The following is a 15,581-nucleotide window of genomic DNA, read 5'->3' as shown; positions in this document are numbered from 1 at the left end:
GGAATCCTGACGACGAGGAGGAGCAGACCGGGGCTACGCACTCGGAGCTGTCCGGCTCCGCGGCAGATGTCCTCCAGGCCAGGGACGTGCACGGCGGGGTCCACTTCCACGGCGGTGGCACCCGACGGAGTAGTGTCTGCCCTATAGCGGAGCCCAGTTGTGGACGGTCCTGTCGGTGACGCCGTAGCGGCGAACGACTGCTGCGAAGCTGCGCTGATGACCGCGAAGGGCTCCGGCCGCTGGTGAGGCCAGAGCCCGAGTTCTGAGTTGCCTCTATGAGGCCCCGGATATCCAGGACGGGTTGAACTCCGGGGGACAGGCACGTCCAGCCGCTTTGCAACTCGTGATCACGGCCTCGCAGCGTGAGTCGCTGTGACCGGCGATGCTCACTCGATCGCGGGTCGCGATACGGCGTTATCGGATCTAGGTGAGCGACTGGGCCGCCCGTCCGACCGGTGTGACGTGATCGGGGACGAATAACTCTCGGCGTCGCGGCCGCCCGGCGGGCGTCGTCGACCTCACCACCCTCACCCCCACGATGCGTCCATCTGTGACCGGGGCAGCGCGATGACCGCAACAACGATGCCGACCAGCGTCACGAGGACCGCTGCCCATAGAGCGATCGTGGTGACGCGGCTGCGTCGGCCGAAACCTGCTGCCAGGACTCCTACGGAACCCCAGCACAGCACGAACCAGACCATGGACCAGAGCAGGCTGTAGGGCAGGGCGACACCGGCCGGGACGCCAGGTCGATCCAGACCGGACGGGGCGGCCGGAAGCCCCGCACGAGCATGGGGTGCACATCCGGCTGGCCGCTTTCGAACACGTGTGCAGTATGCGATGGCGTGGGTCGTGATCGCCATGGCGGCGGCGCTGGGCTCGGAGCAGGATCACGCCAAGGCAGCGCCTTGGATACCCGCGTGGGTGGCGCGCGGGCCTATGCTCCCCACCGCCCAGTCCGGGCCCGCCACCGACGGGTCCGGACTGGGCGGTGGGGATAAGGTGGGACGGCATGCGCGCCTGGTCGTCGCCGGGCCCGAGGGCCTTCGGTTGATCAACCGTTCCGGGCGGGACGTGACCACCTCGTTTTCCGAACTGCGCGCTCTTGCCGACGCGCTCGGCTCGCGGCGCGTCGTGCTGGACAGCGAGATCGTCGCCCTGGGGCCAGGCGGGCAACCGGACTTCGGCCGTCTTCAACTGCGCATCCACCGCGCCCGGCCGACCGCGGTGCAGCTGCGTGACACACCCGCACGTCTGTATGTCTTCGACCTGCTGTACCTCGACGACACCGGACTGCTAAACCCGCCCGTACATCGACCGCCGCGACCAACTCGCCGCGCTCGACCTGGAGCACGGCCCGATCCGAGCACGCGCTCGTCCGCGAGCTGCGGGAGGAGACCGCCATGTTGCGACCCCTCGTAGGGGCGATGAGCACGCGCGACGACCGCCTCGGCACCGTCGTCTGCACCCCGTTGCGACCCCTCGTAGGGGCGATGAGCACCGTGGACTGGATCCACGCGCACTCCGCCCGGTACGAGTTGCGACCCCTCGTAGGGGCGATGAGCACGGCCGAACAGCGATGCACGTCGCGCCAGGTTGATCACGTTGCGACCCCTCGTAGGGGCGATGAGCACCCGATGGTAAAGGACCTGTTCAGGTAGGGCGTTTGCGTTGTCAAGGAGCTGAGTTCTGCAGTGGTGGGGTGGATTGTCACACGGTGTGGGTGTGCTTCTGCAGAAGGCTAGCTTCTTACGACGGCGTAATCAAGAGAACCTTGGCTGAGTGGCGGCTTGACTGGCGGGGCCGCAGGTTGGTGTGGCCTCCGTGGCGGTGGTTGTGGCGGGGGCTGGGTCGCTTGGTCCTTGGTGGCATAAGACGGCTGTCGTGGCGTGATCGAATCCATTGGTCGGAGTTCGTTCACCGCGAGGTGGATTGCGGCAGCGCGTTGTTGGGTTGTTGGTTTCAGCGAACCTGCGGTGCGGTCGGGGGTTTGGGGGGTTCGCTGAAATTGGGTCGGGTAGCAGCGGCTTCTCTGGGGATCGTGGCTGGTCTGAATGGGTGAATGTTGCCCAGGCTGGGGGCGCTGCGGTGCCAGCTGTAGTGCGGGCTAAAGATGTTTGCCCGGAGGGTGGAATCACGGTGATGTCCCTGGTGAGAGGGGTAGCAAGAGGTTCATTGGCCCTGGCAGGGGCGTTGGGAAGGGGATGGCACCCGGAGTCCGGTGTCATCCCCTTCTGGTATCTGGACTTACTGGTGGTGGTCGCGCGTGACAGATGTGGCCGGGCCGTCACGGCGGCTGGACAGGCTAAGAACGACCCCATCGACGGCGTGGTAGTAATGGCGGTTCTCGAGAGAAGGTGTTTGTGTGCGGCTGTTGGTGGAGGTGACGACTCGGGCTCGGGAGATTCCGTGGCGGGAGGTGCTGCGGCCTGGGCGTGGTGTTGTCTACGGGGTGTTGTCGGAGATGGCTCCGGAGTTGGGGAGTCGGCTGCATGAGAAGGGTTGGGGGCCTTACGGGATGGTGCCGTTCGGGCACAGCGCCCCGCGGTTTCCGAATGCCCGGGGTAGGGCTGGGGCGTATGCCGCGGGCGGGGACGGGGTGGTGGAGTTCGCCAGTCCGTTGCCGGAGGTGGTGCACGCCTTGGCTGCAGGATTGTCGGCGATGCGGGTGCTGGACTGGGGTGGTGTCGCGTTGCAGGTCCGGCGTGTTGTCCCGGTGTTTCCGCCGTTGTTCTCCGAGGGCACGGCGCTGCTGCGCACGGTGACTCCGGTGTTGGTGAAAGGCCCGCCGCGTCGGGATGAGCAGGGCTGTCGGCTGCGGAGTCAGCGGTGGCTGCTGCCGGGAGAGCCGGAGTGGGAGGCGTATTTCGTGCGGAATGTGAAGCGGAAGGCCGAGACGCTGGGCCTGGATGCGGGTGTGGAGCTGGAGTCGGTGACTCGGGTGGGTCCGAAGCGCTCGTTTGCGGTGGGGGCGGGTGCGAAGGTCGGCGCGGGGGTCGATGTGGAGTTGTCCGGGCCGCCGCAAACGTTGCAGGCGTTGTGGTCGTGGGGGCTGGGTGTGGCGACATCTGCGGGTTTCGGAGCGGTAGCGGTATGACCGAGACACGTTCTGTGGGCTTGCCGAGTTTGCCGACCGAGTTGGCGGCGGAGCCGGTGGTGTTGACGCCGCATCCGCTGCAGCGGTGTGGTGCTTTTGCGATCGCGGTGATGGCCGGGGTCGATCATCCGTGTGCCGTGGACGAGTCGAGTCTGGGCGGTGTGTGGAAGGAGATGACCGAGGACTTGGTGGGTGTGGCTGGTCTGCATGATGCCAAGCAGCCTGGGGGATTTTGGTTGTCGGTCAGCTACATGCTGTGGCCCAACAGCAAGATGAACACGACCAACCGCAAGAAGCTGACGCCGCAGCAGAGGGCGGAAGCCACGCGGGCGTGGCGGACTGTGCCTGAGGTTGGGGAATGGCCTGGGGCGCCGTGCGTGCTGTGCGGTCGGCAGGCGTGCGGATTCTTCGGCAAGGTCGACGTGCCGTTGGCCGGGTCGGTGGAATACCTCAACACCACCGTGCCCGGCCATGGCGGTGTCGCGCTGTGCGTGGGGTGTTTGGCGAGCTTCTACGCTCTTCCGTACGGTTGCCTGGTCCATAGCGGACGGTTGTCGGTGGTGCACAGCTGGGATGAGGAGTTCCTGGCTGCGGCCATCCGAAACCAGCTTGAGCACACGCGTAGGCAGGCGTCGTGGGGCGAGGCTCCCGTGCTTCCCGCGGGTGGATTTGAACGTGAGCAGCTGGTGGTGGATCTGCTTCGCCGGTATCGAGGCCGGAAGACGGTGACCTCAGGGGTATCGCTGCTGGTGTTCACCAACTCCAACAAGAAGCAGGAGTTTACCGAGCACTCGTTGAGCCAGTCCTTGATCAGCTGGCTGCGGACCACGGCGCTGTGGCCGCGCCGGGCTGCGGCGTGGTCGCAGCTGGAACGGGCGTGCGGCGGCCGCAAGGTGAGCGGACAGGCTCGCCTGGCCCGGTTGCTGGTCGCTGAGCCCCATCGCGTGCCGCGGACGATCGCCTCCACGGTGCACGAGGCCGTCGACGGAACAAAGCCACCGCGGATTCCCGCTGCGGCGGTGGGGTTGTACGAGTTGTTGTCGAGCTTTCTGTATGAGGTCATGAAGATGCCAGAGCAGCATGTGCACGAGATCGAGCAGCTGGGAGTACGCGCGGCTGAACTGATCATCGCGCAGTCCGAGCCGTTGAAGAAGTTCACGGTCGCCTACCGGCGTCCGGGTGATCTGCGGCGGTGGGTCAATGCTCAGTCGGTGGCGTGGTTGACGGCTGAGTTCGCCCGGCAGCGGGAGCCGTTCATCACGCCTCGCCAGCTCAAGCTGCTATTCGAGTTCAGCGATCAGGCGTGGCTGTACCGGAACTTGTTTTTCACGGCGGTGATCGCCGAACTGCACCGTCGTGGCTATGCCACCGATCCCGAGGACGCCGCGAGCGCCCGCAAGGGCATTGAAACCGAGGATGGAGAAGAACTGTGACTTTCCTGGCTGGCCTGCTGGTGATCGAGATCAAGGCGGGCGCACCGAACAACGGTCGCGGCGAGGACAACGTCGCGATGGTCAAGTCCACCCGGGTGGGCAGTCACACCTACCCGTATGTTTCGGCTCAGGCGCTGCGCAGGTGGTGGCGTGACAGCCTGCCCGTGGACGAGCCGCGGTCGCCGGTGTACCGCTCGGGGAAGGGCACGAACCAGCAGGCGTACACCGCCGGACGCGCCGACAAGTACCTTGACGATGACCTGTTCGGGTACATGATCGCCGTGAAGGACGACTCTTACAATCGTGACACAGTGTTGGCGGTGGGCACCGCGGTCGCGGTGGCACCGCGGGTGATCACGCGTGATTTCGGCACAATGAGCCGTGGTTTCGAGATCGGGGCGAACCCGGTTATCCACGAGCACCAGCACTACACCGCTGATGTGGCCAGCCCGGTGATGCTGGATCTGCCGCGGGTGGGGACCTTCGAGTACGAAGGCCGCGGCAACCGCCCGGATATGCCGCCGGAGGCGCTGGAGGAAGCCCGCGCGGCCGGCGCGGTGGAGGTGGAGTTCCGCGACACCAAGGCCATTCGGTTGCCGATGCCTGAGCGTCGGCGGCGGGTCGCCGTCTTGCTGCGCACCCTGGCGCAGCTGCGGGGAGGTGCCAAGCAGTCCCTGCACTACGGCGAGCGTTCACCCGCGTTGGTGGTGTTGGCGCCGACGAAGGGCGGCAACAACCCGTTCACTCGTGTCGTCACCCATGACGCAGGTGCCACGGTGGTGGACACCGCAGTGCTGCGGGAAGAGATCGCGGCCTGGTCTGACGAACTGGACGGGCCTGTGCTGCTGGGATGGGCCCCGGGGTTCCTGCGGGAGAACCGCTCTCTGGCTCGGGAGGAACTCGCCGATCTCATTGATGACGGCACGGTGCGCATGGAGCACCCGCGGGTGCTGCTGCGCGGCCTGGCCGAGGAGATCGAGTCCGGGGAGCACGACATGTGGTTCGAGGACGCTGCATGAGTCGCCGAGCGCTGGAGGTCACCGTCACCGCACCGGTGGCCTCCTTCCGCAACCCTCTGTATCCCTGGGAGCAGGTGGGGTTGCCGTGCCCGCCGCCGGCCACGGTCGGCGGGATGCTCGCCGCCGCGGTCGGCGGCTGGCACCGTGTCGACCCCGCTTTCGGTTTCGCGATGGCCTTCCGCGCCGAGGCATCGGGCATCGACGTGGAAACCTACCGTCCTCTGGCCAGAGGGGGCCGCAGAACCGAGGCCACACCGATGGACCGCCCCTACCTGTGGGGTGTGGAGCTGACCGTGTGGTTGCTGGAGGACTGCGAAAAGTGGTTCCGGGCGCTGCGACGCCCGGTCTGGCCTCTCAAGCTCGGCCGTAGCCAGGACCTAGCGGTTGCCCGCCCCAGGTTCGTCGACCTCGCAGAGACCCCGGGAACCCAGGGGCATGCTTTGGTGCCCGAGCAGATCAGCGCTGCGGGCACCCTGCTGCGGTTGCCGAGCGCGATCAGCCTCGACCGAGCCCGCACTCGCTGGGGCAGTTTCTGCTACGACGCCACCGGCAGCACCGACGCCCTGGCCAGTGGGCTGTCCACCGAGGACGGGCGGGCCGTGGTGCTGCTGGAGGAGGTCCACCCCACTCGCGCACAGGAGGGCGCATGAGCCACTCCGACGACGACAACGACGAGTCGACCACGGATGAGGTGGCATTCCTCGAGGTGTGGGCGAAAAGCCCCACCGAGGACAACCCGACAGCAGGTGGGGAGCCGCTGACCGTGCACAGCCGAGTGGCCCTGCGCGCCGCGATGGCCGTCGAGGATCGCGTCGGGATTGTGCCTGGCGTGCCGGGATGGTTCTGGCGCGCCGTGCTGCTGGCCGCACTCCTGCACGACTTTGGCAAGATCGACCCTGGTTTTCAACGCCAGATCCGCCACCCCGGCAGTCGGACCCACGCCTGGAGGCAACGCCATGAAGTGCTTTCCCTCGGCGCGGTGGGGCTCCTGCTGCCTGCGGAGCCTGCACAGCTGCGATGGTGGGTGGCCGCGGCGGTGGCCACCCACCATCGCCCGCTGCTGCACCCCAAGGAACCCGGGCGGGAGATCCTCGCACCGCACCTGCCCGGCGACGGCGAGCCTCTCCGCAGCCGCTTCACCGTCGCCGACGATCCCGCGGTGCTGCGCGGCCTGCTGGCATGGTTCGCCCGCCAAGCCCACGACCACGCCCTGCTCACCGGGACCCCCGATCTCACCAGGACCACGACCGCAGACGTCCTCGATGCCGTGGCCGCCCTCCTGGCGGAGCTGAACACGCACTGGGGGCTGGATCACCACGGTCACCCCGTGCGCACCAGCGACGGGCTGCCCCTGGTTTTGTTGCAGGGCGCGGTGACCCTGGCCGACCACCTCGCCTCCGCACACGGCGAACTGCTCACCGATCACCCCGTGAGCGGGTTTACCCACGATTTCCTCGCACGCCTGTCGCCGGCAGGCCACGTTCCTGGTGCCTGCACTGAGGAGGTGCTGGCAGAACACCAGAAACAGGCACGCGCAGCTCGGCGTCCACACTTGTTGCTGCGGGCGCCCACCGGCAGCGGCAAAACCGAGGCCGGGCTGATGTGGTCGGAGAACGCCATCGAAGAACTCTCGCTGCAGTGCGGTGGGCGTCCGCGAGTGTTCTATGTCCTTCCGTATCTGGCGTCGATCAACGCGATGGCCGACCGGCTGGCCCGCGTGTGCCGCGGCGAGGTCGGAGTCGTGCACTCCAAAGCCGGGGTGTACCATCTCCAGCACCTCGGAGAGGACACCGACCAGGCCCCGGCCCGGGCGTTGGAGGCCGTGGAGGCCAGCCGCCTGCACCGCGAGCTACTTCGGGTCACCACCCCTTACCAGTTGCTGCGCGCCGCGTTCGCCGGTGTCACCGACGCCGCCACGCTGGTGGACACCACGAACAGCGTGTTCCTCTTCGACGAGCTGCACGCTTACGAACCACGCCGACTCGGCATGATCCTGGCGATGGTGCGGCTGTGGGCGCAGCACCTCGGCGGCCGCATCGGGGTGCTCAGCGCGACCCTGCCCGACCGCTTCACCAGCCTGCTGGACGACACCCTCGGACAGAACACCCTGGAGCCGGTCGACGGATTCGCCACCAGCACGCTGCCACCACGCCACCTTCTGCGGCTCGGCCGGGACCACCTCACCGCACCCGAGACTGTCGATCGCATCGCCGCCGACCTCCAAGCCGGCCAGGCGGTGCTCGTGATCGCCAACAACGTCGCCGACGCCATCACCCTCTACGAGCAACTACGAAACTTCGCACCGGAACGAGGCGACTGCGAACGGGCCGCGTGGCTGTTGCACGCCCGGTTCGAACATCGTGACCGCGCCCGCATCGAACATGACATCACCACCTGGTTCGCCACCGCCGGCACCACATGCCGCCCGGGACTGCTGGTGGCGACCCAGGCAGCCGAGGTGTCACTGGACGTCGACCTGACCGTCCTGCACACCTCCGGCGCCCCACTGGAGCCCCTGCTGCAACGCTTCGGTCGCATCAACCGCCGTGGCCTGCGACCCCCGGAGTCGGTGTGGGTCTACCCGCCCGAGTACCGCACCAGCCGTGGGAACCAGATCCGCGCCGACGGCGTCTACGACGCCGAGCCCACCATGCAGACCTGGGAACTCCTGCAGCAGCACCACCCGCACACCCCGCTGGAGGAAGCCGACACCCAAGCCTGGCTGAACAAGCTCTACACCAGCACCTGGGGCGACAACTGGGAGAAGAAGGTATGCGCCTTCCGGGACGCCTTCACCCGCGACTTCCTCATCTTCGACCAGCCCTTCACCGACCGCACTCACCTGAAAAAGAAATTCTTCGAGCAGTTCGACGGGTTCGAAGCCATCCTCCACGACCGCGTCAACGACTACCAGATCGCGTTGCGGACCAGTGCGAAAAAGGCTGAGGGACGGCTGCTGGCCAGCCGATACCACATCCCGCTGCCCGACCACTGCCGCCGCCACGCCGAATTCCGCAAAGACCTCGGCATCCATGTCATCGACGGCCTCTACGACCCGACCACCGGCCTGACCGAGATCCTCGGCACCACCGACTACCAACCAGGAGAGATCCTGTGATCACCCGTGAGGACATCGGGGGAGTCCACATCAAATACCTCTACCACTGCCCCCGCCAACTCTGGCTGTACGCCCGCGGATTCCGCCCCGAACACCTCAACGAATCCGTCCAGCTCGGTACCGCCCTGCACGAAACCACCTACAGCCGCTACAGCCCCGTCGACCTCGGCGCCGCCCGCCTGGACCACTACGACGGCCAAGCCTGGGTCCACGAAATCAAACACTCCGCCCGCCCCACCGCAGCCGACCGCGCCCAAGCACGCCACTACTGCCACCAACTCACCCGCATCGGCGTCCCAGTCGAAGGCGCGATCCTGCACTACTACCAATCACGACGCACCCAGCGCCTGCCCTACACCCCCGAACAACACACCCACGCCGACAACGACATCGACCGCGCCGTCGAGGTCATCAACAGCCCCACCTCACCGCCCAGACCCGACCGCGCCCGCTGCCACGGATGCTCCTACCGCGACTACTGCTGGAACTCCTGACATGACCACCACCGCCCGCACCTACTGGCTGACCAGCCCCTGCCGAATCCGCCGCAAGGACAACAGCCTGCGCATCGAACGCGACGGCCACGAGCCCACCTACATTCCCATCACCGACGTCCGCGACATCATCGCCGCCGCCGAAGTGGACCTCAACACCTCCATTATCAGCTTGCTCAACCAACACCGCGTCAACATCCACTTCCTTAGCTACTACGGCGACTACGCCGGTAGTCTCCTGCCCGCCGACACCGCCACCTCCAGCCAAACCGTCCTCGGCCAAACCCGACTCGCCACCGACCACGACACCGCCCGACGCATCGCTGCCTCCATCGTGGACTCCGCCGCCTTCAACACCCGCTGGAGCATCGACCGCCGCCTGCTCACCCAGCCCTACCACACCCTCAAAACCACCCTGAAAACCGCAACCAGCCGCAACCAAATCATGGCCGCCGAAGGCAACTTCCGCCGCAGTGCCTGGGAAGCACTCGACACCAAACTCCCCGACTGGCTCCAACTCGCCGGCCGCCACCGCCGCCCACCAGCCAACGCCGGCAACGCCGTCATCAGCTACGCCAACGGACTCGTCTACGCCCGCGTCCTCACCGCCCTACGCCTCACACCTCTGCACACCGGTGTCGCGTTCCTACACAGCACCCTCGAACGCCACCGGCACTCACTCGCACTCGACATCGCCGAACTGTTCAAACCACTATTCGCCGAACGCATCCTGCTCAGGCTCGCCGGCCGCAACCAACTCAAACCCCACCACTTCGACACCAACACCGGCCACGCCACGCTCACCGAGCCCGGACGCAAACTCCTCATCACGACCATTCGCGACGACCTCGCCACCACTGTCAAACACCGAGGACTCGGCCGGAACGTCACCTACGACGAACTCATCTACCTCGACGCACTCGCCCTCACCCGACACTGCCTCGAAAACGAGCCCTACAAACCTTTCCGGGCCTGGTGGTGAACCAGCGATGTACACCATCCTCGTCTACGACACCGCCACCGAACGCAACGCCGCCATCCTCCGAACCTGCCGAAAATACCTACACCACATGCAAAACAGCGTCTTCGAAGGACAACTCAGCCCAGCACAACTCGTCCGACTCGAACACGAAATACGACACCACGCCGACCCCCAATACGACCACATCCTCGTCTACACCTTCCCACCCGGCACCACACCCCACCGCCAAGCCTGGGCCAAACCCGACGACCGCCCCCACAACATCCTCTGAGCCCAACCTCAGAATCCCACCCACACCAACCGCAAAACCACCCAACCGCCGCACACACCCGTACCTTGACAACATCAAAACCATCCACCACCAGCCGCTTTACCCTCCGCGGGCGCCCATCGCCCCTACGAGGGGTTGCAACGGTATGCCGCAACTTGGCGTGGCCGGGCCCAAACAGGTAGCGCACCAGCATGGCCATCACCCCAAGGAGGGGTCGCAACGCGCATGCAAGCGTACTGCGGCACGAGGTGGAGTGCCGCATCGGCCCCGGCGAGGGGCCGCAACGTATGGACGAGCCAGAGGACGTCGAGCACCGGGAGTCCTATCGCCTCCAGGAGGGGCGCAACGAAGGTGCGTCGTGGCATCTGCGGTGGAGCGAGACGGTGCCATCACGACTACGAGTTTGAACTCACGCGGCTGTTCGCGATCGATCAGGATCGGCGGCGTCCAGGTTTACTAGGGCGAGAGCGACCGAGGGACAGGCGGTCCAGTTAACCGCGGCGATCACGGTTGGCCCCGTTCGGAGTCGATGACCAGCGTGGTGGGGTGCTTCCCGACTTCCCGAAGTACAGCGGCCACCCGATCCAGACGAGCCGCCAGCCGCCCCGAACAGTGGTCGAGGTTCGGCCGGGCCCCCGGCCGACCTCCCGTTGGTACGCCCTCGGGGTGTAGGCGCCGTTGCGGTACAGCCGCTCATGTAGCGGTAGCAAGTCGGGGCATTCGCGGCTGAGCCAGGCGGCGTGGTAACCACTCCCGCGCCCACGACTGCAGGTGCAGCACCAAGGGCGTAATGCCCGCAGCCACAGGCCGCGACCAGCTCCCGCACCGTGGTATCGATCTGCTCCAGGCCATCGCTGAGTCTCGGCAAGATCCTGAACTGCCGAATGCCGGGTCGGCCCCAACTTAGCCTCGATTCACCGATGGTTCTTTCTTACGGTGGTAGCGGCGATGGCCGCGGTCTTCCGCGTTTCCATGGAGGAAGAGCAAGTTCGCTCGAATGTTGGTGGACTTCTTATGCTGTAGGCGCTTGCGGTGGCACGTCGCGAACTCTTGTGACGACGTACTCTGTATTGCCTCATGGCTGCGGAGGAGGATCGGAGTTCTTCTGTCGGTAACGACACATCCCAAGGACGGTGCCGATACCCGCAAGCCACGGGATCATCGACGAAAAGCTGCCATGAACGAGGATCACGGTTAGCAGCACCGGTAGCAGTGCCCCGAGGACGAGAACCACTGAGCGACAAGTGGCCCCCCGGTCTCCCTGCGCCCTGTAGAGCAGCATCCAGATAGGACTATGTGGTGGTTGAGCTTTCGTTTCCTCCTGCTCAGGCGGGTTGGGTGGGGTGTCCCGTGGTGCCACGTTACCTTGCCTACGTTCCGTTCAGCCGACTTTGCGAGGCCGGTCAGAGTCCACTTCGTCGACGATCCGGGGACTGAATGAGCCGCCGCACTCCAGTCATACCTGCCTCCGGCGAGCATGCGGGGAGAATCCTCGGAGATGTGCGGTCAGCGGTGGTCCAGAGGCGACGAGCGTTGTTGGGCCTGCGGCTCGACCGGTTGCCGCTCTCATGTGGCGTGACAGTTGGTCGCAATCGCCGAAATGAGTGAGCAACCGGACGTCGAGTGGAGCCGTCTAAGCCCGTTTCGAGCCGTGCCAACACGGGGTGCACATCCGGCCGGCAGTGTTCGAACGAGTGTGCATCATGCGATGGTGTGGGTCTGATCGCCATGGCGGCAGCGAGCATGGCCTCGACAATGTCGGTCACGAAGGTGAAATCGCGATGTTGATCATCATTCCTGTACGGCCTGACCGGACGAACGGTCAGCTTGGCGTCAAGCACTCGCCCGATCAGCATATCGGGCCGTTGGCATTGCCCGTATGCGGTGAAGTATCGCAACGCTGCAACCGTTGTTCGGGAATCAGCGGTCGAGCGTAGGCCAATGCCAAGGCTCGGCAGGCAGCTTGGTCACTCCGTACGGGGATATCGAGGCCGTCGGAGCGCATTCGTTCGTCGGCCAGCCATCGGTCCTCCCGTACACACTGGACGACGTGGCGATGACCACCCGTGGATTCCCAAACGCACTGCTGGGTCCATGATGCGCTGGGGTCGCAATGATGCTGCACGCAACGTACATCGGGAATCGGTCGCACGAAGGACGCGCACCCGGCTCGCCGGCGATGTGGAAGATCATCTCGGCCTCGGCGGGCAGGTTGTCCAGTGGACAGTCGAGCAGTCCGCGCGCTCGAACCGGAAGCGGGGACCTGCGAAGACTGAGGCGAGGTTCTCATCGGCACTAGGGCACACGGCGCGTCGATCGATGCCCAGCAACTGCAACGTCACGTTCCAGCAGGCGCTCGATCAGGTGCCCGCTGGTGAACCCTGCGGTGCCTGTAACCACAACACGGCGTGGACGTCCCAGGTCGAGTTCTCGGTGCCCAACAGGTCGTCGAGTTCGCCCAGCGTGATTTCCAAGGCGTTGGCCAGCCGGCGACGCTGCGATGGGTGCAGCTGCCCACCACGCTCCCACCGAACGACCGTCGAGGGTCCACCCCCACGAGCTCGGCAAAGGGACTCCTGCGTACGCCCAACAGCTCTTCTTCAGGCCACCAGCCCCTCGCGCCGCTTACTCACCGCTCTCCCTCGATCCCCAAGTGCGTACCCTACCGACTTCCTCTCAGGACAAGGCCCCCGACGCAACACCCGTGCCACAATGGGCCGGACGATCAGCGGCGGGTGTCGGCCGCGGTCAGGCCAGGCGCAGCTGGCGGCGTAGAGTGCGGCGCGGCGGTTCGGCTGGAGTGTTGCGGCGGCTGATGCTGGCGGTCGGCGTCGGTCGGGCGGCGGCGGGTTGGTCACGAGGTCACCTCCACTACAGATGCATTGAGCAGCGGCCGAGCGCGACCATGCTGGCGGTGTGCCGGACTATCCGCCTCGATCACGCCCGGCCGGGTCGACGAGAACACATTTGATGCCGACTGTCCCGAGGGGGCTTTTGTTTCGGAGTTCAGGGGTGTCACCAGCGCACAACGTGGCACAATCGTGGAGGCAGCTATGAACTCACTGTCGGTCATTCCGAACCCGCTGGTTGGCGGGATGGATCTGAGTCGACTCATCGCACGCGTTCACCCGAAGCCCAGAGGAGGCGGAGGACCCGCGACGGCGCTGAGTTGTGGTCGGTGATCCGCCCGCGCGTGGGCTCCTGGCCGATCGATCTCGATGTCATGTGGCTGACTCTGGTCGCGGAGAAGATCGTTACCTCTCTCGGCCCACAAATACTGGCGGCTGGTGCGAATCTGGGTGCTCGTTGTGTTCTTTACCAGGGAGGCACGAGTGGGTCGCGTCCAAGCTGGGTGGAGGCGTGAGGTTTATCTACGAACCTGCGAACTTCATTCGGTGTCAGCAGCACGATATACCTCGCCGTAACCCATTTCCCAGTAGCAATTTCCGGTCGTTGTGCGTCCAGATATGGATGCGAAGACAAGTATTGAATGGTCAGATTGCTTCGTTCTTCGAGCTACGTGGAGGTCTCCAATGTCTCACGCGAAATCACAACGTAATGTCTCGATCCGGTCATGCATCGACGACAGTGCCCGGCCGGCTTCGCGATCCATCCGCCTGTACACGCCCGCCGAGGCGGCGAAACAGCTTGCCGTCAAGGAATCCTGGCTCCGCCGCAAGGCCAGCGGACGCACCATTCCGTGTACCTTCCTCGGCAAGCATCTCCGCTTTTCTGACGACGACCTCCGCGAGATCATCCGCCAGGCCCAGTCGCCCGTCACGCACCGCTGAAACACAGACATCGCCACACCCTGGTCGACTCCGATCCTACTTTCGCCTGCCCGGCATAACGCTAATGGCGATCTGAACACAGTTCGCTTGCTCTCTTCCTTCCGGGGAGCGTGGATATGGCCGTGCCGATTTTCGGTGCGGCCATATCCACGGCTTTTATGAAAGAGAATCATCATGGCATGGGTAGAAAGGCGCGGAGACGGATTCCGTGTCCGCTATAGCTTGAACGACGGAACAATCTTCACGGAAAACGGGTTCACCACCCGGCAAGAGGCGGACAACCGCGCGGCTGACGTGGAGTCAGACCAGCGACGTCGGCAGTTCACCGACCCTCGGCTCGCGCAGACCACGATCGACGAGTGGATTCGCGCCTAGTCGGACGCGCACCGCGTCTCCGACGTCACTTGGGCGACCTACGACTCCCACATCCGTAATCACATTCTGCCCCGCTGGTCCGGCACGGCTCTGGGCGACGTCGCGCGCATCGCGGTTAAGGGATGGGTGAACAAGACACTGCGTCCGAACTTGGCCGACAAAAGTGTCCAGGACATCCTCGTGTTGTTCTCGATGATCCTCGGAGAAGCTGTGGACGAGGGGTTGATCGGCGCGAATCCGTGCCGGAAACTGCGGATCAGCTTCACCGACCGCCCCGAACGGCCCCACGCCACCGCCGACGAAGTCGGAGCGCTGGCCGGACGCATGCCACCGGATGCCGGGCTGATGACCATCACCGACGCCTACACCGGCCTGCGGTGGGGCGAGCTGGCCGGGCTGCAGTGGATCCGCACCTACCTCGACGACGACCCGCGCATCGAGATCGACCCGAAGTTCGGTGCCCTGCACGAGATCGCGGGTCGCCTCGAACTCGGCCCGCCGAAGACCCCGGCCAGCGCCCGCACCGTGCACCTGCCGCCGTTCCTCGCCGATCTCCTCGCAGAGCACCGGGAGCGCAACCCTGACGCGCGGTTTGTGTTCACCGGGGCCCATGGGGGCCTGCACCGCCGGTCCAACTTCCGCCGTCGGGTCTGGCTGCCCGCCCTCGCCGGGGACAAGGAACGGGGATGGGCGCCGCTCAACCAGGAGATGCATTTCCATGATCTTCGCCACACCCATGAGACGTGGCTGGTCGAAGACAACGTCCCGCGCATCCTGCGACTGGTGCGCCTCGGGCACAAGCGCAAGGACACAGACGACCTCTACTCGCACGTCACGGACGCGATGGTCGAGGAGATGCTCGCCGCCCTGCAACGGCGATGGGAGCAGGACGGTGGATGGACGTGGGACGACAGTCAGGATTTGAGGCGGGAAGCGGCGTGACCACTTCGGATACTAGTGTGTGGTCAGCACACCGTGCTCCCATTCTGCTCCCCAAAACG

General features: G+C 65.6%; 13 protein-coding genes. 11 read left to right on the top strand and 2 right to left on the bottom strand.

What is annotated here, in order from left to right:
- Window positions 1-840: 840 nt before the first annotated feature.
- From IEY17_RS26130 to cas2, 9 genes are all read left to right on the top strand, one after another.
- The gene (locus tag IEY17_RS26130; protein WP_422662582.1) at window positions 841-1,422 is read left to right on the top strand and encodes an ATP-dependent DNA ligase; all 582 of its coding nucleotides are present in this window, start codon (window positions 841-843) and stop codon (window positions 1,420-1,422) included.
- 1,240 nt (window positions 1,423-2,662) lie between these two features.
- Complete coding sequence (locus IEY17_RS25525; RefSeq protein WP_229680257.1) at window positions 2,663-3,097, top strand: CRISPR-associated endoribonuclease Cas6; 435 nt, start codon at window positions 2,663-2,665, stop codon at window positions 3,095-3,097.
- A complete protein-coding gene (locus IEY17_RS17545; RefSeq protein ID WP_188989062.1) occupies window positions 3,094-4,530 on the top strand; it encodes a hypothetical protein in 1,437 nt (478 codons plus the stop codon). The genes IEY17_RS25525 and IEY17_RS17545 overlap by 4 nt, the downstream gene beginning before the upstream one ends.
- Window positions 4,527-5,549, top strand: coding sequence for a type I-B CRISPR-associated protein Cas7/Cst2/DevR (gene cas7i, locus IEY17_RS17540; RefSeq protein ID WP_188989060.1), 1,023 nt, complete (start codon window positions 4,527-4,529; stop codon window positions 5,547-5,549). Before IEY17_RS17545 ends, cas7i begins: the two co-directional genes overlap by 4 nt.
- Window positions 5,546-6,199 carry a CRISPR-associated protein Cas5 gene (gene cas5 / locus IEY17_RS17535; protein ID WP_188989058.1) on the top strand — a complete coding sequence of 218 codons (654 nt, stop codon included), beginning with the start codon at window positions 5,546-5,548 and terminating at the stop codon, window positions 6,197-6,199. Before cas7i ends, cas5 begins: the two co-directional genes overlap by 4 nt.
- Window positions 6,196-8,667: a CRISPR-associated helicase Cas3' gene (cas3, locus tag IEY17_RS17530; RefSeq protein WP_188989056.1), complete on the top strand. Its 2,472-nt coding sequence runs from the start codon at window positions 6,196-6,198 to the stop codon at window positions 8,665-8,667. Before cas5 ends, cas3 begins: the two co-directional genes overlap by 4 nt.
- Window positions 8,664-9,161, top strand: a complete 498-nt coding sequence (locus IEY17_RS17525; protein WP_229680256.1) for a CRISPR-associated protein Cas4 — start codon at window positions 8,664-8,666, stop codon at window positions 9,159-9,161. The genes cas3 and IEY17_RS17525 overlap by 4 nt, the downstream gene beginning before the upstream one ends.
- A gap of 1 nt (window position 9,162) precedes the next feature.
- On the top strand, window positions 9,163-10,143 hold the full coding sequence (cas1b, locus tag IEY17_RS17520) for a type I-B CRISPR-associated endonuclease Cas1b (RefSeq protein WP_188989054.1): 981 nt from the start codon (window positions 9,163-9,165) through the stop codon (window positions 10,141-10,143).
- 7 nt (window positions 10,144-10,150) lie between these two features.
- Entirely contained in the window at window positions 10,151-10,414 is a 264-nt protein-coding gene (gene cas2, locus IEY17_RS17515) for a CRISPR-associated endonuclease Cas2 (RefSeq protein WP_188989052.1), read from the top strand.
- A 1,403-nt stretch (window positions 10,415-11,817) separates the two neighbouring features.
- Here the strand turns inward: cas2 and IEY17_RS26125 are convergent.
- Both IEY17_RS26125 and IEY17_RS26120 read right to left on the bottom strand, forming a co-directional pair.
- Window positions 11,818-12,357 carry an NAD-dependent epimerase/dehydratase family protein gene (locus IEY17_RS26125; RefSeq protein ID WP_373289898.1) on the bottom strand — a complete coding sequence of 180 codons (540 nt, stop codon included), beginning with the start codon at window positions 12,355-12,357 and terminating at the stop codon, window positions 11,818-11,820.
- Window positions 12,335-12,550, bottom strand: a complete 216-nt coding sequence (locus tag IEY17_RS26120) for an NAD-dependent epimerase/dehydratase family protein (RefSeq protein ID WP_373289897.1) — start codon at window positions 12,548-12,550, stop codon at window positions 12,335-12,337. The genes IEY17_RS26125 and IEY17_RS26120 overlap by 23 nt, the downstream gene beginning before the upstream one ends.
- A 1,397-nt stretch (window positions 12,551-13,947) precedes the next feature.
- Between IEY17_RS26120 and IEY17_RS17505 the strand changes: the two genes are divergently transcribed.
- On the top strand, window positions 13,948-14,205 hold the full coding sequence (locus tag IEY17_RS17505; RefSeq protein WP_188989048.1) for a helix-turn-helix domain-containing protein: 258 nt from the start codon (window positions 13,948-13,950) through the stop codon (window positions 14,203-14,205).
- 525 nt (window positions 14,206-14,730) lie between these two features.
- Window positions 14,731-15,522: a tyrosine-type recombinase/integrase gene (locus IEY17_RS17500; protein WP_188989046.1), complete on the top strand. Its 792-nt coding sequence runs from the start codon at window positions 14,731-14,733 to the stop codon at window positions 15,520-15,522.
- Window positions 15,523-15,581 lie beyond the last annotated feature (59 nt).

Source organism: Saccharopolyspora thermophila, from assembly GCF_014646075.1.
GTDB lineage: Bacteria > Actinomycetota > Actinomycetes > Mycobacteriales > Pseudonocardiaceae > Saccharopolyspora > Saccharopolyspora thermophila.
Note: the sequence above shows the minus strand (reverse complement) of the source record. Positions and strands in the feature narration are given on the sequence as shown.

Excerpts from the sequence above, each read along its gene's own strand:
- IEY17_RS17505 (WP_188989048.1), top strand. The coding sequence starts at position 13,948 with ATGTCTCACGCGAAATCACAACGTAATGTCTCGATCCGGTCATGCATC.
- cas5 (WP_188989058.1), top strand. The coding sequence starts at position 5,546 with ATGAGTCGCCGAGCGCTGGAGGTCACCGTCACCGCACCGGTGGCCTCC.
- IEY17_RS26130 (WP_422662582.1), top strand. The coding sequence starts at position 841 with ATGGCGTGGGTCGTGATCGCCATGGCGGCGGCGCTGGGCTCGGAGCAG.
- IEY17_RS25525 (WP_229680257.1), top strand. The coding sequence starts at position 2,663 with ATGCGGGTGCTGGACTGGGGTGGTGTCGCGTTGCAGGTCCGGCGTGTT.
- cas3 (WP_188989056.1), top strand. The coding sequence starts at position 6,196 with ATGAGCCACTCCGACGACGACAACGACGAGTCGACCACGGATGAGGTG.
- cas1b (WP_188989054.1), top strand. The coding sequence starts at position 9,163 with ATGACCACCACCGCCCGCACCTACTGGCTGACCAGCCCCTGCCGAATC.
- IEY17_RS26120 (WP_373289897.1), bottom strand. The coding sequence starts at position 12,550 with ATGTACGTTGCGTGCAGCATCATTGCGACCCCAGCGCATCATGGACCC.
- IEY17_RS17545 (WP_188989062.1), top strand. The coding sequence starts at position 3,094 with ATGACCGAGACACGTTCTGTGGGCTTGCCGAGTTTGCCGACCGAGTTG.
- cas2 (WP_188989052.1), top strand. The coding sequence starts at position 10,151 with ATGTACACCATCCTCGTCTACGACACCGCCACCGAACGCAACGCCGCC.